Consider the following 22,395-nt stretch of genomic DNA (forward strand, 5'->3'; position numbering starts at 1 on the left):
CAATGACAACCAGACCGCAGACCCGCGCCACGCTGTATGTGGCGGGCAACATCAACGTGGATTTGATCATGAGCACGCTGCACGCATGGCCGAAAAAAGGCACCGAAGCGATGCTCGAAAGCAGTTCATTGCGCCCCGGCGGTTCTGCCGGAAACTGCGCGCTGGCGCTCTCCGCCCTCGGATCCCCTTTCCGGCTGGTGGCCAATCAGGGCAACGACCAGTTCAGCGGCTGGCTGGCGGGCATGTTTCCAGAGAGCGCCCCGGGCTGGCCTACCTGCGACTGCGAAACCTCGCTGACGTTTGGCGTTACGCACCCTGATCACGAAAGAACCTTTTTCAGCAATCAGGGGCACATCGTTCGCCTTTCCATGCAGGACGTGCTGGCGCAAATCCCTGAAACGGCGCAGGCCGGTGACTGGGTATTGCTGTGCGGCACCTGGCTGTGTACGGCGCTTTATGCTGACTATCCGCAACTGCTGGTCGTGCTGAAGCAGCGCGGTTATCAGGTGGCAGTGGACAGCGGCTGGCCGCCGGAAGACTGGAGCGATGCGCTGCGTGACCAGGCATCAACATGGCTGCCGTATTGCGACGCCCTGCTGCTTAATGAAGTGGAAACCCTCGGGCTGGCGGATGCGGCCACGCTGGATATCGCCGCGCTGACGCTGCTTGCGCAGATGGCGGAAAACGCCTTCTGCGTGGCGAAATGCGGCCCGGATGGCGCGCGGCTGTGGTCGAAAAGCCTGACGCTGCATCAGCACGCGGAACCGGTCGATGTGGTCGATACCATCGGTGCCGGAGACAGTTTTAACGCCGGATTTTTATCCGCGCTGATTTATGGCCTGCCGCCTGCCACGGCGCTGCAATGGGGTGTCCGCGTCGCCGGTTTTGCGATTGGCAGTTCCCCGCGCCGTTATCCTGACTGGCAATCGCTTTTTGGCCTTGTGGAGAAAATCTAAATGGCTCTGGTAGAACTGGTAAAAGTCGCCAAACATTATGGCAAAGTGCAGGTGTTGAAACCGCTGGATCTGACCATCCCTGACGGCAGTTTCACCGTGCTGGTTGGCCCGTCGGGCTGCGGAAAATCCACCCTGCTGCGCCTGCTGGCCGGGCTGGAATCGCTGTCTGACGGCGACATTCTGCTCGATAAACAGCAAATCAATAATTTCGACCCGGCCGACCGGGATATCGCCATGGTATTCCAGAGTTACGCGCTGTATCCGCACCTGACGGTGGCCGAAAATATGGCGTTCCACATGCAGGTTAAAAAAGTGCCGAAAGCCGAGCAGCAGGCCAAAGTGCAACAGGCTGCCAAAGTCCTGGGGATTGATCACCTGCTCAAACGTCTGCCGAAAGATTTGTCCGGCGGCCAGCGCCAGCGTGTCGCCATGGGCCGGGCGCTGGTGCGAAATCCGAAAGTGTTCCTGTTCGATGAACCCCTGTCTAACCTTGACGCCCAGCTGCGCATGGAACTGCGTGCTGAGATCAAATCGCTGCATCAGCAGTTTCGCACCACCACCGTGTACGTCACGCACGATCAGGTCGAGGCCATGACGCTGGCCGATAATATCGTGGTGATGAAAGACGGTTTTATCGTGCAACAGGGTGACCCGCTGTCGATTTACGACAAACCGGTTAACACCTTTGTGGCGCGGTTTATCGGCTCGCCGCCCATGAACCTGCTCAGCGGTGTCTTCCGCAATATTGACGGACAGCCGGGCGTGGCCTGCGATCAACTGTGGTTCGCCCTGCCGGAGAAATGGGCATTGCAGGCGCGGCACGCCGAGGGAAAACCGGTCACTCTGGGGCTGCGTCCGCACGACTTAAAACCTGTTCCGGTAAGCACGCAGCCTGCCGCCACATTGCGCTTGCTGGAAGTCACCGGCGAAAGCAGCCTGCTGCACATCGACTGGAGTGGATTCCCGCTGCACGTGCAGTTTGCCGGACGTGCCCGCGTCAGCGCCGACCAGCCGTTGTATCTCGAGGCCAACAGCGAAGCGATTCATTTGTTTGATGTGACAACGGGAGAACGACTGGCGGAGGAATAAAAGGTCAAGACCCCGACAAAACGGGGTCTTTATTCGTGCGATAACGGTAAAATTTGATTATTGCAGAAGGTTAAAACTCGCGACCATTTCATTATTCGCTTTCATCGCATGATTAAAGGTTCCTTCAACCATCGCTGATGATTTCTGGTCAGTGAGCTTTGCCTTTTCCGCTTCGGTGAATGGCTGGTTATCCCGCACATGATTAATTCGCTGTTGCGCGGCCAGCACATATTCTTCAATATTTTTAATCAGCTTGCTGTAGTCCTGCGGTTTTTCCCCGGTGTTGGCGGAAGGCTGCTTCATCACGTCAAGAGAGGCCTGTATTTCGCTCACAATACGCGTGGCAGATTCGGCTGAAAATTTATCCTGCACCAGTATCGCATTCAGCTTTTTAGCATTTATCACGATGGACAAAGCATGATAGCGGGCATTTTTACCCTCCGATTGTTCGATTTCCTGCAAACGGGCGAGTTGTTGTGCATCGTTAGCAGTATCAATTGCGCTTCTGAATGCCACAGAGTCTGAATTATATGATTTTAGTTTATTCATAAATTCAGCGTGTGAAGTTTTTCCTTTCAGGAAGGTATCTTTCTTATAATCCTCTTGCTGATAATATTGACTCAGAGAATTCATCACCTCACTCAAACTGTTTGCTGACTTTATGAAATTAAGCGCCGCACGATCCAGTTCTGGAATACCCGGTTGCCGTTCAGCTGCCAGTGGCATTTTATTATTACAAAACTCTAATAATTTGCTATTAACAGGACTCATTCCCGACACTTCAGTTTCATTCCCTGCTGGCCCCTGATCAATATCTTTTACCCAGCTTGAATATTGGTTAAAGGAATGATTAATTCCTGCATCCAGCAGGCTGTAGCATTTAATGTAGACCTGCATTTTTGCGGCAACCACTGCCGCTGAGGCTTTCCGGGCAGCCTGTGTAGGGGATTTTTCAGCTGTATCAGCCACTTTGGCAGCCACATAAGCAGGCTTAGCCTCAGCCTTTTTATCATCACAACCTGATAACGCAACCAGAATTGATGAAAAGAGCACTGCGTATATAAATTTATTATTCATAATGAGATTAACTTCATTCCTGTGAGGTAAAAATATCGAATGAACAAATAACTATCGATAGGACATATAAAATATGAATATCATAATAATTCAACACACTGATGAATCATTGCCATTATTAATAAACAGGCCGGGCATTATGTTCCACCTGAACAATGATGACTATTTAAATGTGCGAAATGATATTGCCAGCACGTATTTACGCCTCGCGTATTAACCCTGCGCGACATAACAGAGGTAAAAAAACGCGTTAGCGTTAAAGGAATGATTAACAGATAACCTTTCCTGTTCTCTACCGTTGACGTCGCACCCCGATGCGCTATGCTCAGACATTGCCTGTTTCATTAGCGCGCTTACCTTCTATGAGCTTCTTCTCAAACAAAAAATTCTCGCTGCCGCCCGGTTCTGCCTTGCCATTACTGGTGGCGGGCGCGTTCTTTATGGAAAACCTCGATGCCACGGTGATCGTGACCGCGCTGCCGCAGATGGCGAAAGATTTCGGCGTGCATCCGGTGGATATGAATATCGGTGTGTCGGCGTACATTCTGACGCTCACGGTATTTATTCCCGCCAGCGGCTGGATTGCAAACCGTTTCGGCACCCGCAACGTCTTCTCGCTGGCGCTGGTGTTGTTCACTCTCGCCTCGGTGTTATGTTCCGCCAGCACCAGCCTGCCGACGTTTACCGCTGCCCGAATGTTGCAGGGCTTTGCCGGTGCGCTGATGGTGCCGGTCGGGCGGTTGGTGGTGCTGAAAAACACCCGGAAATCGGATTTGATCCGCGCCATCGCCACCATCACCTGGCCGGGGCTGGTCGCCCCCATTCTCGGACCACCGCTCGGCGGATTTATCACCACCTATGCCTCATGGCACTGGATCTTTATCCTCAACGTGCCGCTCGGGTGTATTGCTCTGTGGTTTAGCCGGAAACTGATCCCGCTTATTCCCGGCGAAAGAGGCGTGCCCTTCGATGTGACCGGATTTGTGCTGACCGGGATTGCCTGCCTCGGGCTGATCTTCGGGCTGGATAAATTCAATGAAGGGCGTATCGACTGGAAACCTTTCGCGATGATCGGCGGCGCGCTGTTGGCCGGAGCGCTGGCTATCTGGCATTCACGCCGGGCGGCGCACCCGTTGCTGCCGCTGACGGCGATGAAAATCAAAAGTTACGCCGTCACTATTTACGGCGGTTCGCTGTTTCGTATCGCCATCGGCGCCCTGCCGTTTCTGCTGCCGCTGATGTTCCAGCTCGGTTACGGCATGAGTGCTTTTAATGCCGGTTTGCTGGTTCTCGCGGTTTTTGCCGGAAATCTGGCGATGAAGCCTTTTACCTCAGCGATTTTGCACCGCTTCCGCTTTAAGTCGATTATGCTGGTTAACGGCCTGATCAATTCTGCGACCATTTTTGCCTGTGCGCTGTTAACGCCAAACGTGCCGACGGCGCTGACGCTGCTGCTGTTATTCGCCAGCGGCATGAGCCGCTCGATGCAGTTCACTGCCCTCAATACGCTGGCCTTTTCGCAGGTGCCTTCTGAACAAATGGGGGGCGCGAATACGCTGTTTAACACCGCGCAGCAGCTTTCTACCGGGCTGGGTATCGCCATCGGCGCGCTTTCCCTGCGCATCGCCGGACATTTTCTGCCCGCCAGCGACACGTTGCAGACAGGCACGTTTCACATCGCTTTTATCATCATCGGCCTGTTTTCACTGGCCGGTACGCTCGACAGCCTGACGCTCGACAAAACGGCAGGCGATGAAATACGACGCAAAAAAGAATCTGTAACCCCACCGGCTGTACCGGAAAAATAATGGCGCAGCCAGACTGAAATTACGTATCCGAAAAATGGAGTTAAACCATGGAATACCGTCTGTTAGGCCGCTCTGGCCTGAAAGTTTCAGTTTTAAGCCTCGGCACCATGACATTTGGTGGTCAGGGCAAATTCGCAAAAACCGGGCAAACCGACGTTGAGGCCGCTCAGCGCCAGATAGGATTATGTCTGGATGCCGGCATCAATCTGTTCGATACCGCCGATGTTTATTCAGGCGGTGAATCAGAAGTGATCCTCGGTAAGGCGCTCGGCGACAAACGCCATGACGTGCTGGTCGCCAGTAAAGCCCGCTTCCCGATGGGCGAAGGTCCGAACGATCGCGGTTCGTCACGTCATCACATTCTGCGCGCCTGCGAAGCCAGCCTGAAGCGTCTGAATACGGATTATCTGGATTTGTATCAGTTGCATGAATGGGACGGCCTGACGCCGCTGGAAGAAACCCTGCGCGCGCTCGACGATCTGGTCAGCAGCGGGAAAGTGCGGTACGTCGGTATCTCTAACTTCTCCGCCTGGCATGTGATGAAAACGCTGGGCGTGGCCGATGCCCATCATTATATCCGCCCGGTCAGCCAGCAAATTCATTACACCCTGCAGGCCCGCGAAGCCGAATACGAGTTGCTGCCCGCCGCACAAGATCAGGGGCTGGGTACGCTGGTCTGGAGCCCGCTGGCAGGCGGCCTGCTCTCCGGTAAATATCGCCGCAATCAGGCCGCGCCGGAAGGCACCCGCCATCTGGCAGACTGGGGCGAACCGCCGGTGCGTGATGAAAGCGCGCTGTACGACGTGGTCGATGTGCTGGTCAGCATCGCCGAAGCCCGTGGCGTTTCCGCGGCGCAGATTGCGCTGGCCTGGCTGATTGCCCGCCCGCAGGTGACCTCGGTGATTGTCGGAGCGCGTAATGAATCTCAGTTGCAGGACAACCTGCTCGCCGCCGGTTTAACTCTCAATAATGAAGAAATTGAACGACTTAATCAGGTCAGTCAGTTGCCTTTGTTGTATCCTTACTGGCACCAGGCGCAGACGGCACCGGATCGTTTGTCCGCCGCGGATTTATCGCTGATTGCGCCCTATCTGAAAAAGTAACGGCAATAAAATGAAACGTAACACGGTCGGCAGAGAGTGCCGGTCGTGTTATTTTTGTGTTAATACTGTGAAGGTCTTTTTGTGTGCACTGAGCACCTTGCTTAAATATTGAGGATTACCGGGATGATTATTTTTGTTACCGGCGCCACTGCCGGATTTGGTGCAGAAATCGCACGCAGGTTTGTCAAAGAAGGTCATAAAGTGATTGCATCTGGCCGCCGCAAAGAGCGTCTGGACGACCTGAAAGCCGAACTGGGAGACGCGCTGTACGCTGTTGAACTGGATGTCACTAACCGCGCATCCATTCAGGATGCCATCGACAGCCTGCCTGCTGACTGGCGCAACATCGACGTGCTGGTCAATAACGCCGGTCTGGCGCTTGGTCTGGAAAAAGCGGATAAAGCGTCGCTGGAAGACTGGGACAAAATGATCGACACCAACACCAAAGGGCTGGTGTACATGACCCGCGCCGTCTTGCCGGGCATGGTTGAACGCAATACCGGGCATGTGATCAACATCGGTTCCACTGCCGGTAACTGGCCGTATGCCGGGGGTAACGTCTACGGCGCGACCAAAGCGTTTGTGCGTCAGTTCAGCCTGAACCTGCGCACCGATCTGCACGGCACTCACGTTCGCGTCACCAACATCGAACCGGGCCTGTGCGGCGGTACGGAATTCTCAAACATCCGCTTTAAGGGTGACGATGAGAAAGCCAGCAAAACCTACGACAACACCAACCCGCTGACCGCCACTGACGTTGCCGAATCTGTTTTCTGGGTGTCCACGCTCCCTGCGCACGTCAACATCAACAGCATCGAAATGATGCCAGTCAGCCAGTCTCTCGCCGGATTGCAGGTCCATCGCGAAGAGTGATCTTGCTTCCTGAACCTGATGAAAAATAATGAAAAGCAGCTCAGGCTGCTTTTTTTATTGGTTTATTTTGATGAAAAGCGGCATTTTGCACCTGAATAGTGCTGGTTGTATTTCGCACAAAGAGTTATGATCACCTCACAACATACAGGTTCTACTATGGAAGCTAATTTTGAGAACGGACTCGAATACTTACTGGAACTTAATGGCTGGATTAACTACTCCACGTCAGGTTACTGGTGGAAAATTGAAGCCCGGCGCGTGCCGAAAACGGTGACGGTTCCCCACGGCATTCGCTATAACCTGACGCTGCATGATAATCACGATCAGCGGGTGTATGGAATGGATAACAGTCATGCAGTGATCTCAGGCAAACGTGGCGTTTATCACGGCAGGTCCGTGACCTTCGATCATCTGCATAAGGGAATCAGACAAAAAGGAACGCCCTACATGTTTACATCACCCTGCCAACTGCTTGACGATTTTTGGCAGGCAACAGACTCAATAATCAAGGATGTTAAGAGGTCCGAATGAAAGCACTTATTGGCGTAATGCCGGAAGAGATGGTTCGTCAGCGTATGCTGGCTATCCTTAAGGGCGACTATAAGCCAGCGGCGGATGAACCGAAAATTTGGTACAACTCACTGGCCGCACTGGCGCAGATCCTCAGCCCGGACAATATTGCATTGCTCAGCCTGATGTATGAGCGCAATCCGCAAACCCTGACAGAACTGGCGACACTTTCAGGACGACATAAAAGCAACTTGTCCAAAACGCTGAAAACTCTCGAGAATCGTGGGTTTGTGAAGATGGTGGCTTTCGGTGCCAGGAAACGCCCGGTCGCGCTGTTTACGGAATTTGATATCCGCGTCGAGAATTTCCCCTCCGCCGCCAGAACGGCAGCCTGACTGACGGGTATGCCACTCACAAAAAAAGGCGCGGCAAACCTGCCCGCGCCCTCTTCTTACTGATGTCTGACGTAACGGTTACGCGCTCAGCCAGCCCAGTTTAATCACGAACAGAATCGACAGCACGATCAGCGCAGAATTCAGCTCACGCCAGCGGCCGCTCAGCAGTTTACACAGCGTCCAGGTGATGAAACCAAACGCGATACCGTTGGCGATGGAATAAGTGAATGGCATGGTCAGCGCGGTCACGGTGACCGGTGCGGCGACCGTGATGTCTTTCCAGTCGATTTCAGCCAGGCCGGAGGTCATCAGCACCGCGATAAACAGCAGCGCAGGCGCTGTGGCGAAGGCCGGAACGCTGCCTGCCAGTGGTGCGAAGAACAGGCTCAGCAGGAACAGGATGGCAACCACAATCGCAGTCAGACCGGTACGGCCACCGGCGCTGACGCCCGCTGCCGATTCGATATAACTGGTGGTGGTTGATGTCCCGAGCAGCGAACCGAACAGCGCAGCGGCGCTGTCAGCCACCAGCGCACGGCCCATTTTCGGGATGTTGCCGTCTTCGTCTGCCAGACCGGCACGTTTGGTCACGCCAATCAGGGTGCCGGAGTTATCAAACACATCCACAAACAGGAAGGCGAAGATCACGCTAATCAGCGAAACGTTGAATGCGCCTTTGATGTCCAGTTGCATAAAGGTCGGCGCGATAGACGGCGGCATCGACATAATCCCGCCGAAGGCTGAATAGCCCAGCGCGATCGCCAGCACGGTAACCGCCAGCACGCCGATCAGCACCGCGCCGGTGACTTTTCGCGCTTCCAGCACCACGATCAGGATAAAGCCCAGCATCGCGAACAGCGGGCCCGGTTTCGTCAGATCACCCAACCCCACCAGCGTAGCCGGGTTCGCGATCACGATACCGGCATTTTCCAACGCAATCAGCGCCAGGAACAAACCAATACCTGCGGCAATGGCCGAACGCAGCGGCAGCGGAATACTGCGGATAATCCACTCGCGGATTTTAAAGATAGATAACGCGAAGAAAATACAGGCGGAAAGGAAAACGGCACCCAACGCAATCTGCCACGTGTAACCCATATGCAGAACCACGGTGTAGGTGAAAAAGGCGTTTAACCCCATGCCCGGCGCCAGCGCGATCGGGTAGTTGGCGATAAAGCCCATCAGTGCGGAACCGATTGCGGCAGCAAGACAGGTTGCTACGAATACCGAACCTTTATCCATCCCCGTCGCGCCCAAAATAGACGGGTTAACAAACAGAATATAGGCCATTGCTAAAAACGTAGTCAGTCCTGCCACAATCTCAGTCCGCACGTTAGTACGGTGAGCTTTTAACTTAAATAGTTTTTCTAACATGAGAAGGAATCTCTTGGTCGCATGATCACTTTTGATCTGGCGATCAAATAGCGCACGCTTGTTATTAGTGTTGTTATTCAAAACACGCCCGCGCGCCCGCAGTGAGGATGCCACAATTCGCCCCACTGCCTGATACTGATAGCGGAACACGAGCTGAAAACGTGTTTTGACGAACCCTGTCATTGCCACTTTGCACATAAAACAACCTGAGGACATTGTTTTATAAAGGGGCATCGCACAATCTAGGAAAAATGAGTGATGCAGTCCATAATAGATATCTCACTTATTCACTGCATAAATTAGTACACCCATGTCGCCATTCTCCCGTTTTTCGCAATATTTTACCGAGGTCGCCCGAACAGGAAGTTTGCGCAAGGCAGCGGAAGTGCTGCACGTCTCGGCTTCAGCCATCAACCGGCAAATTTTACAGGCCGAACAGACGCTGGAAACCCCGCTGTTTGAACGGCTTCCGACCGGGCTGAAACTGACGTCGGCGGGTGAAATCTTGTTCGATGACATTCGCCGCTGGCGAAAAGAATTTTCCCGCACGCGTGAAAGATTTGATGAAATCCAGGGATTACGGCGCGGTCACGTCACGATTTCGATGATTGCTGCGCTGAGCGAAGGCATGGTCGCAGAACTGATTGCCGACGTCGGCAAGGAACACCCTTATCTGACCTTTGATATCCGCATTGAAGACAGCCGCAATATCAGCGAGCAGGTGAGTTCCGCAGAAGTGGATTTCGGTTTGTTGCTTGATCCGGTGGAACATACCGGGCTGGAAGTACGGGCGTTTGCGGAACTGCCGATCGGCATCGCCATGCCGGTCGGGCATGAACTGTCTCATCAGACGTCGCTGTCGTTCAGCGATATCGCCGCTTACCGGCAGATCATTCCGTCTGAGCCGCTGATGGTCAATGCCCGCGCCAAACTGCTGTACAACCGTTATCAGCTGCTGGAAACGCCGTCGATCGTCTGTAATGACGTGCGTATGATGCGCGAACTTATCCGCAAAGGTGCCGGGGTCGGCGTGCTGAGTTTGTTAGATGTCCTGCCCGATTTGCAGGAACAGCGGCTGGCGTTTGTGCCGTTGCAGGGCCGTACCGCCAAGCCGCTGACGCTGGCTTTGTGCGTCGCCCCGCGCAGGCAACTTTCCCGCGCGGCGCAAATGGTGATTCAGAAAGTCATCGTCATGATGGAGCAGTTAACGCATTAAGCGGCTTTCCAGCCGGAAATGATGATCAGCATTCCCGCCAGCGCCACGCAGGCCCCCAGCCAGTCGGTGGTGCTGAGTTTCACGCCATCCACGACGCGCAGCCACAGCATCGCCGTCATCACGTACACGCCGCCGTAGGCCGCATACACCCTGCCGCTGGCCGCCGGGTGCAGAGTGAGCAGCCAGACAAAAGCCGCCAGGCTGAGCGCCGCAGGGAATAAAAGCCATGCGCTGCCGCCTTTGCGTAACCAGAGATAAGGCAAAAAACAGCCGATAATTTCCGCCAGCGCCGTCGCAAAGAACAGTAAAGAAGTTTTGAGCATCATATTTGTCAGGTTTACAGTCCGTAGTTCAATCACAAATCAATGAGTTCACTGTCAGAGGATGACGTCATTGAGCGGGATGTTATAATTGATATATTCGCCTGAGCGATGTGTAAAAATAAAAGGATGAGCTAATGAATACAACGTTTATGTCCCGACTGACCCGCAGCGTATTGCCGGTCGCCTTGCTGGTCATGACAGCGGGCTGGCAGGCCCCTGCACTGGCAGCCACCAACTGCGCGGGCGGAACCTGTGTCTTTGGCGGTACCGGCAATGATGCCATGACCAACGAAGAAGCACGTCAGAGCAAAGAGCAGTGGAATGAAACCCAGCGTCTGCGCGCCATGAAAAACCAGCGCAACGAGAAAGATTTCTCCAAATACGACAACTCGGTTGATCTGCGCGACAAGTGCGAAGCCAGCCAGAATATCAATGCCTACTGGGAACCGAACACCGAGCGCTGCCTCGATCGCCGGACCGGTCGTCAGTTAATGGCGCCGTAATCTGCTAAACTCATTGATACGTTGATTTTCATAAAAGGAATGAATGATGAAAAAGACACTTTTAGCCGGTCTTGCGGTGGTCATGCTGGCCCCCCTCGTCGCACAAGCTTCCTGTGAAAGCGTGAAGGCAGATATTACGTCGAAAATCGTTGCAAACGGTTTGCCGGAGTCCGGCTTCAAACTGGACATCGTACCTAACGATCAGGCCGGCGGACAGGTGGTCGGGCATTGCGGAAACGACAGCCAGAAGATCATCTACACCAAAACCGCGGACGCGGGCGATGAGACAGCCTCAAGCCCTAAAACCGGCACCAGCCAGGATTCTCAGTAGTCTTCGGCAGCACCGGCCAGACGATGTCGGGCTGATGAACGCTAACTGCGCCACCCCCTGACACCGAAATACCCCGGGGAGCTTCTGCTCCCCTGATTCCTTTTCTCCCCCCTTAATTTCTCACACGCTACCACTCACCCGGCAAACAGCTGATCGTATACGTGCTGAAGATGCCTGCTCATCCGCGCTTTGGCACCCGCGCCGTCCCGCGCCAGAATCGAATCCAAAATTCCCTGATGATCCGCGTTCATCTCACGCGCAAAATCCACCTCCGTATAGTGGCTTTCAAGCCGCATAAACCGGCGCGACTGACGCTTATCCCACAGGTATCCCATCATATCGTGCAGCACTTCGTTGCCGGTCATTTCGCTGATCATCAGATGGAAACGGCGGTCGGCTTCGAGGAAGGCGTCATTGTTGGCGTTCAGCTCGTTCAGCTCGCGGGCAATCTCTTTGAGTTTCGTGCGCTGGTCGTCAGTGCCGTTGATGGCCGCCAGCTCTGCGGTCATGGCTTCATAAATCTGACGCGCTTTCACTAATGATTGCAGGCTGAACTCCTCTTCTGCGGGCGCGGCGTGAACCACCGGCGAGCCGTCCGGCAGGGGATTGCTGACGTACACCCCGTTGCCGGTACGAATTTCCACCCAGCCGGTGATCTCCAGCGCAATCAGCGCTTCACGAATAGAGGAGCGGCTGACGCCTAGTTGTTTGGAGAGATCGCGCTCCGAAGGGATCATCGCCCCCGGCAGAAATTGCCCGGTCTTAATACAGTTAATCAGGACATTAGAAATCTGGCGATACAGCCGTTCGACTTTCAGTGTAGGTAATTCCATTGTTTTCTCCGTGCTGGTGCTGAATCCCAGATTTGTTATCCCGATCACATTAATCATCGGTTTGATGCTGAATCATATGTTGGTCTGATGGCCTGACCAGCAGACCACCGGACCATGCCGTGCACTAAGATTGAACTTATCACCGGCCATGCGTCAACTACATTGGCAAGCATCAGTAAAATAATTAAGGAAATCAGATGGAACAGACATGGCGTTGGTACGGCCCGAAAGACCCGGTATCGCTTGATGATGTGCGTCAGGCTGGCGCAACCGGCGTGGTCACCGCCCTGCACCATATTCCGAACGGCGAAGTGTGGCCGGTTGAGGAGATCAAAAAACGTCAGGCCGAAGTGGAAGCGAAAGGTCTGGTGTGGTCGGTGGTAGAAAGTATTCCGGTGCATGAAGAGATCAAAACCCGCAGCGGCAACGTTGAGCAGCACATTGCCAACTACCAGCAGTCAATCCGTAACCTCGCGGCCTGTGGCATCGACACCGTCTGCTACAACTTCATGCCGGTTCTGGACTGGACGCGTACCGATCTCGGTTATCTCCTGCCGGACGGTTCCCGCGCATTGCGTTTCGATCACATCGCTTTTGCCGCCTTCGAATTACATCTTTTGCAACGTGAAGGGGCGACATCCTCTTACAGCGCGGAAGAGCAAAAACAGGCTGCTGATTATTTCGCGGCGATGACCCAGGCAGAAAAAGACACCCTGGTCGCCAACATTATTGCCGGTCTGCCGGGTGCGGAAGAAGGCTACACGCTGGAACAGTTCCGCGCGCGTCTGGCAACTTACGACGGGATCGACAAAGCCAAACTGCGTGAAAACATGGCGCATTTCCTGCGCAGCATTGTGCCGGTGGCAGAGGAATGCGGATTGAGTCTGGCGGTTCATCCTGACGATCCTCCGCGCCCTATTCTCGGCCTTCCGCGCATTGTCTCCACCATTGAAGATATGCAGTGGCTGAAAGACACGGCAGACAGCATCCATAACGGTTTCTGTTTCTGCACCGGTTCTTACGGCGTGCGTGAGGACAATGATTTAGTGAAGATGATGACCACCTTCGCCGATCGCGTTCACTTCATTCATCTGCGCGCGACGCAGCGTGAAGAAGTACCGGGAAGTTTCCATGAAGCCGACCATCTGGACGGTGACGTTGATATGGTCGCGGTGATCAAAGCCATTCTGACCGAAGAGCAAACCCGCCGCCGCGCCGGAAATCAGCGCGCTATTCCGATGCGCCCGGATCACGGCCATCAGATGCTGGATGATTTGAACAAGAAGACCAATCCGGGCTATTCCGCTATTGGCCGTTTACGCGGGCTGGCGGAACTGAGAGGGGTTGAACGGGCACTGAAGGTCAGTTTCTTCACAGAGTAAGCCATCTCCGGCTGCGCACGCGTTAACTGCCAACATCGTCTTAACTGCGCCACCCTCCCCTTCATCACCGGGGAGGTTAGCGCACCTTCTCTCAGACCCTCAGATCAGAAATTCAGACCGGCGTCGTTACCGTACTGCGGCTGTGCGGCCAGCGGCGGCGCGACGGTCAGCGTGATCCAGTTCGAGGTCACTTTCTGCGATTGACTGTCTTCCACCGTAACGGATAAGCGATAGCTGTTACTCGCACCCGGCGATTCATCCCACGGCGGCACAATCACACTCCAGCCTTCGGCATTGCGGTTATTGGCGGGCGGCGTCAGGCTCAGCGCCTGGGTATCGCCCTGCCAGCTCAGCGCCACGACAGAATTCAGTGCGCGTAATTGCAGTTTCAGCGGAACCGTTTCCCCCGGCTGTAACGTCCACGGCGGCGTGGCGAGGAAGACCGACAGGGTTTTGCGCTGCTTAAACTCCATCACCGGCATATTATTACGATCGACCATCGCCATCCGGCTGCCGCGCAGCGAGTTCGCCGCCGCCACATTGCGCGCCGACAACTGCTGATCCAGCGGAACGCCGAGACGATAGTTAAGCGTCAGTTTTACCAGATCCTGATTATCGCCATCCTGACCGGCCTGATGCTCGGCCATTACCGTCACCAGCGGCACCGGCGTGTAATTCAGCCCGAATGACACCGCCGACGGATTGCTCTGTCGCGTGCCGTTTCCGAACAAATCCACCTGATTACCGAAATACTGCTCATAACTGAGCGATGCCCCAAGCTGGCGATAAAACGGCAAATACCCTTTGGTGGTGATGTCGTACCCGCGCGCCTGACGACGCTGCTGGGCGGAGGTGCGGCTGTCCGCTTTGTAGGAAGAGATCGGGTGATAATAGTTGGTGGAGAGACGCAGATAGTCTGACCAGGCTTCCGCCCCCAGACTGCCACGCGTGAGCTGATGATCGAAATCATTATCGATGAACGCGTTGTAGCCCAGCATCCACGCGCCGGTGTTGATGCGCTGTCCGACGCCGAAATTCCCAACCGTGGCATCGCTCGCACTCTGCAAACCGATCTGGCTGTACACCAGATTATTATCGGTATTGTACAGCGGGCTGAAAAGCTGCCCGGAGCTGCCGTCAAGATTATGCCCGGTCATATCCAGCGTGGTGCTGACGGTGCCGAGCGGTGACAGTAAACTGTTGGTTTCTTTCTGCACCAGCTTCGCCGCCTGACCCAGCGCCAGATTTTCTGCCTGCAGGCGCAACGGATCGTCGCTGTCTGCCGTGGTGGTGCCAAGCTCTTTGAGGGTCGTCGCCAGTTGCTTTTCAGTTGCGGTCGGGCCGGAAGCACTTTTGATGTACTGGCTGCCCAGGCTCGGCAAGGCCGCAGGCTGAGCGCCGCCGCCGGTATTGAAGGCTGACTGCTGGTCACTGGCGGGGAGGAAGCCGGAAAGATCGTAACTGAGGTTAAGGGCGGGGGAATTGCTTTCAGCCGGGTCTGCCGTCAGCGCAAAGGCGCCGACAGCATAAAAAGTCCCTGCCCCGGCGATAAGCACGGAAAGACAGGAAGGTCCCGAACGCTTCAATAAATATGAAAAAAAATCTGTGACGTTTGTCATGCCTTGCACATTTTGCCAGTGAGAGGTGATCTTAGCTGACAGGCAGCATATTTCAACCCTCAGGCCACGAAAGGCCACATCAGACTTCCCTTACTGGTGACCGCGACGGATTATCCCCATGAACTTAACGGTTAAAATGTAAACATTCGTCAATTAATCGTCTAAAATTACAACATAAAAAACCATTCACACACATTTCATAACATTTTTAACATTCATTCTATTTATCCTTACCCGGATTTATCACTTATCCTTAGCATGTTAACGATTATCACAACGCCACCCGACTGCTTTTGCAGCGCGTTGCTGATAGCACGCCTGACCGCCCTCTGTAGCGATTTTCTATAACAAACAGGGAACATAAATGAGCAAAAAAACCTTGCCCGGGGTAACCCGTCGGCAAATTCTCTCGTTCACGGCCGCCTCCGCAGTGCTGGGCGCCGCCAAAGCCGCCAACGCGGTGACGCTCAAAGGTACGCCCGTGTGGAGCCCCTTCGACGCCAGCCCGCCTCCACAGATTGAAACCGACGGCTGGGTGTTTTTCACCGATGCCGAAGCCGCCACCCTGGAAGCCATTGTTGACCGTCTGGTACCCGCCGACGATCTGAGCGTGGGTGGAAAAGACGCCGGTTGTGCCGTGTTTATCGATCGCCAGATGGCCGGTTTCTACGGCACCTATGCCCGTCTTTATATGGAAGGCCCTTTCCAGGAAGGCACGCCGGAACAAGGCGATCAGTCACCGCTGGTTCCGCAGCAGCGCTACCGCCTCGGTCTGGCCGCGCTGAACAAACTGACCCAGTCACAGCATCAGAAGTTGTTCAAAGATCTGCCCGGCGACCAGCAGGACCAGATTTTGTCCGGTCTGGAAAGCGGAAAAATCGCTCTCGATGGGATCGATTCCAAACTGTTCTTCGCCATTGTGCTGAAAAACACCATGGAAGGATTCTTTGCCGATCCGATTTATGGCGGCAACCGCAACATGGTGTCGTGGAAAATGCTGGGCTTCCCCGGCGCACGTTATGACTACCGTGAATATGTCGGCAAACATAACCAGAAACTCGATCTGGAACCGCTGAGCATTTCAGGCGGCGACGCGTGGAAAATGAAGAGCTAAGGGCAGAACACTATTATGGCAAAGAAATTACCCAAAACTGACGTGGTGGTGATCGGACTCGGCTGGGCCGGTTCCATCATCGCCAATGAATTGTGCGACGAAGGTCTGAACGTGGTGGCGATTGAACGCGGCCCGTGGCGCGATACCGCACGCGATTTCAATGTGGCGACAGTGACCGACGAACTGCGTTACAACTCCCGTCAGGAACTGATGTTACGCACGCGCCAGAACACCATCACCATCCGCAACAACCCGGCGCAAACCGCCTTACCGATGCGCGAATGGGGTTCATTCCATCCGGGGAACGGCACCGGCGGCGCGGGCAACCACTGGGCGGGGATCACTTTCCGCTTCCAGCCGGATGAATTCCGCCTGAAAAGCCACCTCACCGAACGTTACGGCGCAAACGCCATCCCGGAAGAGCTGGTGTTGCAGGACTGGGGCACCGACTGGGATGAGATGGAGCCGCATTACGCCTCTTTCGAACGTCTGGCCGGGGTTTCCGGTAAAGCCAGCAACGTGAAAGGCGAACATCATGACGGCGGTAACCCGTATGAAGGGATGCGCTCGATTGAGTACCCGACCCGCCCGATGGATCAGCCTTATGGCCCGACGCTGTTCGCCGAAGCCGCGCGCAACATGGGTTATAAAGCCTTCCCGGTGCCCTCTTCACTGATTTCCGAGCCTTACACCAACCCGCTCGGCGTGAAAATGGGGCCATGCACCTACTGCGGTTTCTGCACCAACTACGGCTGCGCGAACTACTCGAAAGCCAGCGCAATCACGACCGTTTTACCGGCGCTGGTCCGCAAAGAGAATTTCGAGGCGCGCACCAACTGCGAAGTGATGCAGGTCCTGACCGACTCCACCGGCAAACGTGCCACCGGCGTTATCTACATCGACTCCTCCGGCGACGAGTGGGAACAACCCGCCGATCTGGTGATCGTCAGCGCGTTTACCTTCGAAAACGTCCGGCTGATGCTGCTTTCCGGCATCGGAAAACCTTACGATCCGGTAAGCCTGAGCGGCACCACGGGCCGTAATTACGCCTATCAGACCGCCAACGGCGTGCAGCTGTTCTTCGACGATAAAAACTTTAACCCGTTCATCGGCGCAGGCGCGGTCGGCATGGGTATTGACGATTTCAACAACGATAACTTCGACCACAGCGGGCTGGGTTTCTTCGGTGGCGGCAGCATCCGCGTCACGCCAATCGGTGGCGCACCCATCGGTTATCGCCCGGTTCCGCCGGGAACACCGAAATGGGGCAGCGAGTGGAAAAAGGCGACCGTCGCCAACTACCTCAGCTCAATGTCGATCGGTTGTGAGGCCAGCAGCTACACCACCAAAACCAACTATCTGTCGCTTGATCCGAACTACAAAGATCGCCTTGGCCGTCCGCTGCTGCGCGTAACGTTCGACTTCCCGGAAAACGATCTGAAAATGGCGGCGTATTGCACCGGCAAAGTGGCGGAAATCGCTAAAGCGATGAATCCGCGCCAGTTGGTGGCAAACCCGATGAAAGGCCACTGGAACGGCACGCCGTATCAGTCTTCCCACGTTGTCGGCGGTTTTGTGATGGGTGCGGATCCGTCCACCAGTTCGGTGAACAAACACCTGCAGGTCTGGGATGTGCCAAACCTGTTCGTGGTCGGCGCCTCTGCCTTCCCGCAGAATCCGGGTTATAACCCGACCGGCACCGTCGGCGCGCTGGCGTTCAAAGCGGCTCACGCGATCCGTAACTTCTATCTGAAAAAGCCGGGAGAGATGATTGCATGAAAAAGTTAACCTCCTTCTCACTCGGTTTACTGGCACTGAGCGTTTCAGGGCTGGCGCATGCCGCCGGTGACGGCTCGTTCGAGCAGGTGGAACGCGGGCGCTACCTGGCCACCGTCGGCGACTGCGCCGCCTGCCATACCGCTTCCACGCCGGATGCCAAACCCTTTGCCGGCGGCGTGCCAATTGAAACGCCGTTTGGCCGTTTAGTGGGCGCAAACATCACGCCGGATCCGGAAACCGGCATCGGTAAATGGAGCTTCGACGACTTCCAGCGCGCGATGTCTGAAGGGATCGGCCACGGTGGCAAACGCCTGTACGGCGCGATGCCGTTTACCGCTTACACCAAAGTGACCCGTGAAGATAACGCCGCCATCTGGGCTTATCTGCAAACCCTGCAACCGGTGCATCACGAAGTTGAAACCAACCAGCTGCCGTTCCCGTTCAACGTGCGCACCAGCCTGATGGGCTGGAACTGGCTGAACTTCAACAAAGGCGAATTCAGGCCGCAGATGGATAAATCCGCAGAATGGAATCGCGGGGCATACATTGTTGAAGGTTTAGGTCACTGCGGCACCTGCCATACGCCGAAAAACATGATTGGCGGTGACAAGGACAGTGAATTCCTGCAAGGCGCCGTAGTTGAAAACTGGGTCGCGCCGGACATCACCACCAACAAGCACACCGGCGTGGGCAACTGGACGCAGGAAGACCTGATGCAATATCTGAAAACCGGTGTAAACCGTTTCGATATCGCCTCCGGACCGATGGCGGAAGAGGTGACCAATTCGTCGCAGCACTGGACGGATGCGGATCTGAAAGCCGTGGCGGTTTATCTCAAAGACAGCGGTCATGACAGCGGGAATAACGCCCCGGCGCCGGTGAAAGCCGATGACAGCGCGATGTTCGCCGGGAAACACATCTATGCCGACCGCTGTTCTGCGTGCCATACGCCGGACGGTAAAGGCCAGGAAGGTCTGTTCCCGCGTCTGGCGGATTCTGCGCTGATCAACCAGACCAATGCCACCTCGCTTATCCACGTTGTGCTGGCGGGCAGCCGGCCGGTGGCGACGGACAGCAAACCTACCGCGCCGTCAATGCCGTCGTTTGACGCAAACATGAGCGATGCGGACGTGGCGAACGTGCTGACCTACATCCGTAACAGCTGGGGCAATGCGGCTGCGCCAGTGGCAGCGTCAGACGTGAAAGATGTGCGGGAAACGCTGAAGAAATAAACGCGCTGTTCTGAAAATGACAAAGGCCGCACTCGCGGCCTTTCTTTTTTGTCATGTCGTCGTCACTGAACTGTTACAAACTGTGAAATCAGTGCTGCGGCGGCATCTGCATAATTTGTACAAACAGATGATCGTTATTCTGGCTGAGCTGTACCAGATGTTTGCACTCAACCTTAATTGCCGTGAGCTGATCGTCTGTCAGGGAATACGGTAAATTAATATCGATGTTGTACATGCCCTGCTGCTCCGCCAGTTCAATCAGACGGACAATATTCGTCTCGTCGCTGACCTGGGTAGAAACGACCTGCAACGCCAGCGCCCGCAAGGATTCTTGCTTCGAGTTATCTTTTTGAGAACGGGATTTTAACACCATGCCAAAGAACGGCATCACACCATAAATGGCGTCAACGAAACTCCATTTCTTTTTACAGGATGCGGACAAATATTCCATGTAGTCAAAGGACGCTTTTTGACTGCGCGCATCGGGTACCAGGCGGTTTTCATTCATCCCCTCTTCCTCTTCCTGGTCAGGGCCTGTTCAATTGAACGTCTGAAGGCGTACTCGGCGATATTGAGCAAATCAATGCATATAGACACGATTATTCACCTGTATAATGGCATAGTTCACCGACACTTTTCCAGTCAGTTCAGGCGCTTTCACACAGTGACTGTAGCAGGCCGAAAGTGCGGAGACTGAAAATTCAGACTTAGTCGACAGAATCGCCTGAATTGTGGAATGCGTGCCGCAAGAGTCATTGCCGCCCATAGCGTCGGACGCGCGCTCACGCTATGCTAATCACCGGATTTTTAACAGCAGCAACCTAATGAATAAAATCGTTTTTGTAGAAGATGATGCTGAAGTCGGCAACCTGATTGCCGCCTATCTGGGCAAACATGATATCGACGTGCTGGTTGAACCCCGCGGCGATACGGCGCAGGCAAGAATTGAGAAAGAAAAACCCGATCTGGTCCTGCTCGACATCATGCTTCCCGGCAAAGATGGCATGACGTTATGCCGTGATTTGCGCCCGGTCTTTCCCGGCCCGATCGTGTTGCTGACGTCACTGGACAGCGACATGAATCATATTTTATCGCTGGAAATGGGCGCGAGTGATTACATCCTGAAAACCACGCCGCCCGCGGTGCTGCTGGCGCGTCTGCGTCTGCATCTGCGGCAGAATCCGTCGCCGTCCTCGCAAAGCGAACAGCCGGTTCAGACGCTGACCAGCGGTAACGCCCTGCACTTCGGCCAGCTGTGTATCGATCCGGTGAACCGTCAGGTCACGCTGGTGGATGAAACCATCGTGCTCTCAACCTCTGATTTCGATCTGTTGTGGGAACTGGCGACGCACGCCGGACGCATTATGGATCGCGAAGCCTTGCTGAAAAACCTGCGCGGCGTCAGCTATGACGGGCTGGATCGCAGCATCGACGTGGCGATTTCACGCCTTCGTCGCAAACTGTACGACAACACGCTTGAACCTTTCCGCATTAAAACGGTGCGCAATAAAGGCTATCTGTTTGCCCCGAACGCCTGGGAGTCTCTTCAGGAATGAGAAAGCTTTTCGTCCAGTTCTTTCTGTTACTGCTGGTCTGCTTTATGGTCATGGCGATGCTGGTCGGCCTGGTGTACAAAGTCACCGCCGAACGCACAGGCCGTCAGTCCATGAATGACCTGATGAAAAGCTCGCTGTACCTGATGCGCAGCGAACTCAGGGAAATCCCCATTAAAGACTGGAACAAGACCATCAATACGCTGGATCTTAACCTGTCTTTCAAATTGCATATCGAGCCGCTCGGTAAACGTAAACTCAGCCCCGAACTGGACAAACGGTTAAAAGAAGGCGAAATCATCGCGCTCGACGATGAATATACCTTCATCCAGCGCGTTCCCCGCAGCCATTACGTTCTGGTGGTCGGCCCGATCCCCTATCTGTTTTACATGCACGAAATGCGGCTGCTCGATCTTGCGCTGCTGATGATCATTGGTCTGTCGCTGGCGTTACCGGTTTTCCTGTGGATGCGCCCGCACTGGCAGGATTTACTGCGTCTGGAGAACTCGGCGCTGCGCCTCGGTAACGGCCACCTGGATGAACGGGTGAATTTTGATTCCGCCTCCAGCCTGACCCGCGTTGGCGTGGCGTTCAACCAGATGGCGGATAACATCAGCACGTTAATCGCCAGTAAAAAACAGCTGATCGACGGCATCGCCCACGAACTGCGTACCCCGCTGGTGCGCCTGCGCTACCGTCTGGCGATCAGCGAAAACCTGCCAGAGTCGGAACAAAACGCCATCAACCGGGACATCGGCCAGCTCGAAGCGCTGATTGATGAACTGCTGACTTACGCCCGTCTCGACCGCCCGCAGGTCGCGCTGCATCTGGAAAAAGTAAATCTGGCCGACTGGCTGGAAGACAAAGTGGATGATTTCCGCCTGATCAACGCGCAGAGAACAGTGGCTTTTGAGGCGCCGCAAAACATCGATTTCGGCGGCGTCGATTTACGTCTGATGGAGCGCGTGCTGGATAACCTGGTTAACAACGGTTTGCGCTACTCGCAGAAAATGATCCGCATCAGCCTCTGGCTCGATGGCGAAACGGCCTGTCTGCAAGTGGAAGATGACGGCCCCGGCATACCGCCGGAAGAACGCCTGCGCGTATTCGAGCCCTTTGTCCGCCTGGATCCGAGCCGCGATCGCGCCACCGGCGGCTGCGGGCTGGGGCTGGCAATTGTGCACTCCATTGCCGTCGCGTATCAGGGGCGCGTCGCCGTCGACAGCAGCACGCTCGGCGGTGCCAGTATGCGTTTCAGCTGGCCGGTAAAACCCACTTTCAATCTGGTTGTCGAACAACCAGACCAATACCATGAAGGGAACTAA

22 protein-coding genes are annotated in these 22,395 nt (G+C 55.0%); 16 read left to right on the forward strand and 6 right to left on the reverse strand.

Going from position 1 to position 22,395, the window contains the following annotated elements:
- The first annotated feature begins 2 nt into the window (after positions 1 to 2).
- A complete protein-coding gene (locus J1779_RS09230; RefSeq protein ID WP_217203619.1) occupies positions 3 to 956 on the forward strand; it encodes a carbohydrate kinase family protein in 954 nt (317 codons plus the stop codon).
- Positions 957 to 2,045, forward strand: coding sequence for an ABC transporter ATP-binding protein (locus J1779_RS09235; RefSeq protein ID WP_217203620.1), 1,089 nt, complete (start codon positions 957 to 959; stop codon positions 2,043 to 2,045). It abuts the gene before it with no gap.
- Positions 2,046 to 2,102: 57 nt separating this feature from the next.
- Here the strand turns inward: J1779_RS09235 and J1779_RS09240 are convergent, their stop codons facing one another.
- Positions 2,103 to 3,122, reverse strand: coding sequence for a DUF3829 domain-containing protein (locus J1779_RS09240; RefSeq protein ID WP_217203621.1), 1,020 nt, complete (start codon positions 3,120 to 3,122; stop codon positions 2,103 to 2,105).
- Positions 3,123 to 3,484: 362 nt separating this feature from the next.
- On the opposite strand from J1779_RS09240, the gene J1779_RS09245 reads away from it, so the two are divergent.
- The 5 genes from J1779_RS09245 to J1779_RS09265 all read left to right on the forward strand — a co-directional run bounded on the left by J1779_RS09245 (position 3,485) and on the right by J1779_RS09265 (position 7,811).
- Positions 3,485 to 4,930: an MFS transporter gene (locus J1779_RS09245; RefSeq protein WP_238485114.1), complete on the forward strand. Its 1,446-nt coding sequence runs from the start codon at positions 3,485 to 3,487 to the stop codon at positions 4,928 to 4,930.
- Positions 4,931 to 4,977: 47 nt separating this feature from the next.
- Positions 4,978 to 6,033, forward strand: a complete 1,056-nt coding sequence (locus J1779_RS09250) for an aldo/keto reductase (RefSeq protein WP_217203623.1) — start codon at positions 4,978 to 4,980, stop codon at positions 6,031 to 6,033.
- A gap of 123 nt (positions 6,034 to 6,156) precedes the next feature.
- On the forward strand, positions 6,157 to 6,906 hold the full coding sequence (gene ydfG / locus J1779_RS09255) for a bifunctional NADP-dependent 3-hydroxy acid dehydrogenase/3-hydroxypropionate dehydrogenase YdfG (protein ID WP_056770477.1): 750 nt from the start codon (positions 6,157 to 6,159) through the stop codon (positions 6,904 to 6,906).
- A gap of 156 nt (positions 6,907 to 7,062) precedes the next feature.
- Positions 7,063 to 7,437: a toxin-antitoxin system TumE family protein gene (locus tag J1779_RS09260; protein WP_217203624.1), complete on the forward strand. Its 375-nt coding sequence runs from the start codon at positions 7,063 to 7,065 to the stop codon at positions 7,435 to 7,437.
- Positions 7,434 to 7,811 carry an HVO_A0114 family putative DNA-binding protein gene (locus J1779_RS09265; RefSeq protein WP_056770475.1) on the forward strand — a complete coding sequence of 126 codons (378 nt, stop codon included), beginning with the start codon at positions 7,434 to 7,436 and terminating at the stop codon, positions 7,809 to 7,811. The genes J1779_RS09260 and J1779_RS09265 overlap by 4 nt, the downstream gene beginning before the upstream one ends.
- 78 nt (positions 7,812 to 7,889) lie before the next feature.
- Here J1779_RS09265 and J1779_RS09270 read toward each other — a convergent pair whose 3' ends face one another.
- Entirely contained in the window at positions 7,890 to 9,185 is a 1,296-nt protein-coding gene (locus J1779_RS09270) for an NCS2 family permease (RefSeq protein ID WP_056771944.1), read from the reverse strand.
- Positions 9,186 to 9,495: 310 nt separating this feature from the next.
- Between J1779_RS09270 and J1779_RS09275 the strand changes: the two genes are divergently transcribed.
- Entirely contained in the window at positions 9,496 to 10,401 is a 906-nt protein-coding gene (locus J1779_RS09275) for a LysR family transcriptional regulator (RefSeq protein WP_056770472.1), read from the forward strand.
- Here J1779_RS09275 and J1779_RS09280 read toward each other — a convergent pair.
- Entirely contained in the window at positions 10,398 to 10,724 is a 327-nt protein-coding gene (locus tag J1779_RS09280) for a YnfA family protein (RefSeq protein ID WP_183848176.1), read from the reverse strand. The genes J1779_RS09275 and J1779_RS09280 overlap by 4 nt on opposite strands.
- A gap of 134 nt (positions 10,725 to 10,858) precedes the next feature.
- On the opposite strand from J1779_RS09280, the gene J1779_RS09285 reads away from it, so the two are divergent.
- The gene (locus J1779_RS09285) at positions 10,859 to 11,227 is read left to right on the forward strand and encodes a DUF1283 family protein (RefSeq protein WP_056770469.1); all 369 of its coding nucleotides are present in this window, start codon (positions 10,859 to 10,861) and stop codon (positions 11,225 to 11,227) included.
- A gap of 46 nt (positions 11,228 to 11,273) precedes the next feature.
- Complete coding sequence (locus tag J1779_RS09290) at positions 11,274 to 11,558, forward strand: DUF1161 domain-containing protein (RefSeq protein ID WP_217203625.1); 285 nt, start codon at positions 11,274 to 11,276, stop codon at positions 11,556 to 11,558.
- Positions 11,559 to 11,692: 134 nt separating this feature from the next.
- Here J1779_RS09290 and J1779_RS09295 read toward each other — a convergent pair whose 3' ends face one another.
- The gene (locus J1779_RS09295) at positions 11,693 to 12,391 is read right to left on the reverse strand and encodes a FadR/GntR family transcriptional regulator (RefSeq protein ID WP_217203626.1); all 699 of its coding nucleotides are present in this window, start codon (positions 12,389 to 12,391) and stop codon (positions 11,693 to 11,695) included.
- Positions 12,392 to 12,588: 197 nt separating this feature from the next.
- Between J1779_RS09295 and uxuA the strand changes: the two genes are divergently transcribed.
- The gene (gene uxuA, locus J1779_RS09300) at positions 12,589 to 13,773 is read left to right on the forward strand and encodes a mannonate dehydratase (protein ID WP_122095259.1); all 1,185 of its coding nucleotides are present in this window, start codon (positions 12,589 to 12,591) and stop codon (positions 13,771 to 13,773) included.
- Between the two features lie 104 nt (positions 13,774 to 13,877).
- Here the strand turns inward: uxuA and J1779_RS09305 are convergent, their stop codons facing one another.
- On the reverse strand, positions 13,878 to 15,392 hold the full coding sequence (locus J1779_RS09305) for a YchO/YchP family invasin (RefSeq protein ID WP_217203627.1): 1,515 nt from the start codon (positions 15,390 to 15,392) through the stop codon (positions 13,878 to 13,880).
- A gap of 364 nt (positions 15,393 to 15,756) precedes the next feature.
- Here J1779_RS09305 and J1779_RS09310 point away from each other — a divergent pair, with 364 nt between their 5' ends.
- Genes J1779_RS09310 through J1779_RS09320 form a run of 3 tightly spaced genes read left to right on the forward strand, consistent with a single transcriptional unit; the run spans position 15,757 to position 19,517 of the window.
- Positions 15,757 to 16,506: a gluconate 2-dehydrogenase subunit 3 family protein gene (locus J1779_RS09310; protein WP_056770454.1), complete on the forward strand. Its 750-nt coding sequence runs from the start codon at positions 15,757 to 15,759 to the stop codon at positions 16,504 to 16,506.
- 15 nt (positions 16,507 to 16,521) lie between these two features.
- Entirely contained in the window at positions 16,522 to 18,285 is a 1,764-nt protein-coding gene (locus J1779_RS09315; protein WP_122095257.1) for a GMC family oxidoreductase, read from the forward strand.
- Complete coding sequence (locus J1779_RS09320; RefSeq protein ID WP_217203628.1) at positions 18,282 to 19,517, forward strand: cytochrome c; 1,236 nt, start codon at positions 18,282 to 18,284, stop codon at positions 19,515 to 19,517. The genes J1779_RS09315 and J1779_RS09320 overlap by 4 nt, the downstream gene beginning before the upstream one ends.
- Positions 19,518 to 19,605: 88 nt before the next feature.
- On the opposite strand, the gene J1779_RS09325 is transcribed toward J1779_RS09320, so the two are convergent.
- The gene (locus J1779_RS09325) at positions 19,606 to 20,025 is read right to left on the reverse strand and encodes a hypothetical protein (protein ID WP_056770448.1); all 420 of its coding nucleotides are present in this window, start codon (positions 20,023 to 20,025) and stop codon (positions 19,606 to 19,608) included.
- A gap of 316 nt (positions 20,026 to 20,341) precedes the next feature.
- Between J1779_RS09325 and rstA the strand changes: the two genes are divergently transcribed.
- Positions 20,342 to 21,073 (forward strand): two-component system response regulator RstA, encoded by a 732-nt coding sequence (gene rstA, locus J1779_RS09330; RefSeq protein ID WP_056770445.1) that lies wholly within the window; start codon positions 20,342 to 20,344, stop codon positions 21,071 to 21,073.
- Positions 21,070 to 22,395: a two-component system sensor histidine kinase RstB gene (gene rstB, locus J1779_RS09335; RefSeq protein ID WP_217203629.1), complete on the forward strand. Its 1,326-nt coding sequence runs from the start codon at positions 21,070 to 21,072 to the stop codon at positions 22,393 to 22,395. The genes rstA and rstB overlap by 4 nt, the downstream gene beginning before the upstream one ends.

This window comes from Rahnella rivi, from assembly GCF_019049655.1.
Taxonomy (GTDB): domain Bacteria; phylum Pseudomonadota; class Gammaproteobacteria; order Enterobacterales; family Enterobacteriaceae; genus Rahnella; species Rahnella rivi.

What these genes read in the sequence shown, in the direction of transcription:
- J1779_RS09245 (WP_238485114.1), top strand. Translation starts at nt 3,485, where the DNA reads ATGAGCTTCTTCTCAAACAAAAAATTCTCGCTGCCGCCCGGTTCTGCC.
- rstA (WP_056770445.1), top strand. Translation starts at nt 20,342, where the DNA reads ATGAATAAAATCGTTTTTGTAGAAGATGATGCTGAAGTCGGCAACCTG.
- J1779_RS09295 (WP_217203626.1), bottom strand. Translation starts at nt 12,391, where the DNA reads ATGGAATTACCTACACTGAAAGTCGAACGGCTGTATCGCCAGATTTCT.
- ydfG (WP_056770477.1), top strand. Translation starts at nt 6,157, where the DNA reads ATGATTATTTTTGTTACCGGCGCCACTGCCGGATTTGGTGCAGAAATC.
- J1779_RS09325 (WP_056770448.1), bottom strand. Translation starts at nt 20,025, where the DNA reads ATGAATGAAAACCGCCTGGTACCCGATGCGCGCAGTCAAAAAGCGTCC.
- rstB (WP_217203629.1), top strand. Translation starts at nt 21,070, where the DNA reads ATGAGAAAGCTTTTCGTCCAGTTCTTTCTGTTACTGCTGGTCTGCTTT.
- J1779_RS09285 (WP_056770469.1), top strand. Translation starts at nt 10,859, where the DNA reads ATGAATACAACGTTTATGTCCCGACTGACCCGCAGCGTATTGCCGGTC.
- J1779_RS09305 (WP_217203627.1), bottom strand. Translation starts at nt 15,392, where the DNA reads ATGACAAACGTCACAGATTTTTTTTCATATTTATTGAAGCGTTCGGGA.
- J1779_RS09250 (WP_217203623.1), top strand. Translation starts at nt 4,978, where the DNA reads ATGGAATACCGTCTGTTAGGCCGCTCTGGCCTGAAAGTTTCAGTTTTA.
- J1779_RS09280 (WP_183848176.1), bottom strand. Translation starts at nt 10,724, where the DNA reads ATGCTCAAAACTTCTTTACTGTTCTTTGCGACGGCGCTGGCGGAAATT.
- uxuA (WP_122095259.1), top strand. Translation starts at nt 12,589, where the DNA reads ATGGAACAGACATGGCGTTGGTACGGCCCGAAAGACCCGGTATCGCTT.
- J1779_RS09270 (WP_056771944.1), bottom strand. Translation starts at nt 9,185, where the DNA reads ATGTTAGAAAAACTATTTAAGTTAAAAGCTCACCGTACTAACGTGCGG.
- J1779_RS09320 (WP_217203628.1), top strand. Translation starts at nt 18,282, where the DNA reads ATGAAAAAGTTAACCTCCTTCTCACTCGGTTTACTGGCACTGAGCGTT.
- J1779_RS09235 (WP_217203620.1), top strand. Translation starts at nt 957, where the DNA reads ATGGCTCTGGTAGAACTGGTAAAAGTCGCCAAACATTATGGCAAAGTG.
- J1779_RS09290 (WP_217203625.1), top strand. Translation starts at nt 11,274, where the DNA reads ATGAAAAAGACACTTTTAGCCGGTCTTGCGGTGGTCATGCTGGCCCCC.
- J1779_RS09310 (WP_056770454.1), top strand. Translation starts at nt 15,757, where the DNA reads ATGAGCAAAAAAACCTTGCCCGGGGTAACCCGTCGGCAAATTCTCTCG.
- J1779_RS09315 (WP_122095257.1), top strand. Translation starts at nt 16,522, where the DNA reads ATGGCAAAGAAATTACCCAAAACTGACGTGGTGGTGATCGGACTCGGC.
- J1779_RS09265 (WP_056770475.1), top strand. Translation starts at nt 7,434, where the DNA reads ATGAAAGCACTTATTGGCGTAATGCCGGAAGAGATGGTTCGTCAGCGT.
- J1779_RS09230 (WP_217203619.1), top strand. Translation starts at nt 3, where the DNA reads ATGACAACCAGACCGCAGACCCGCGCCACGCTGTATGTGGCGGGCAAC.
- J1779_RS09275 (WP_056770472.1), top strand. Translation starts at nt 9,496, where the DNA reads ATGTCGCCATTCTCCCGTTTTTCGCAATATTTTACCGAGGTCGCCCGA.
- J1779_RS09240 (WP_217203621.1), bottom strand. Translation starts at nt 3,122, where the DNA reads ATGAATAATAAATTTATATACGCAGTGCTCTTTTCATCAATTCTGGTT.
- J1779_RS09260 (WP_217203624.1), top strand. Translation starts at nt 7,063, where the DNA reads ATGGAAGCTAATTTTGAGAACGGACTCGAATACTTACTGGAACTTAAT.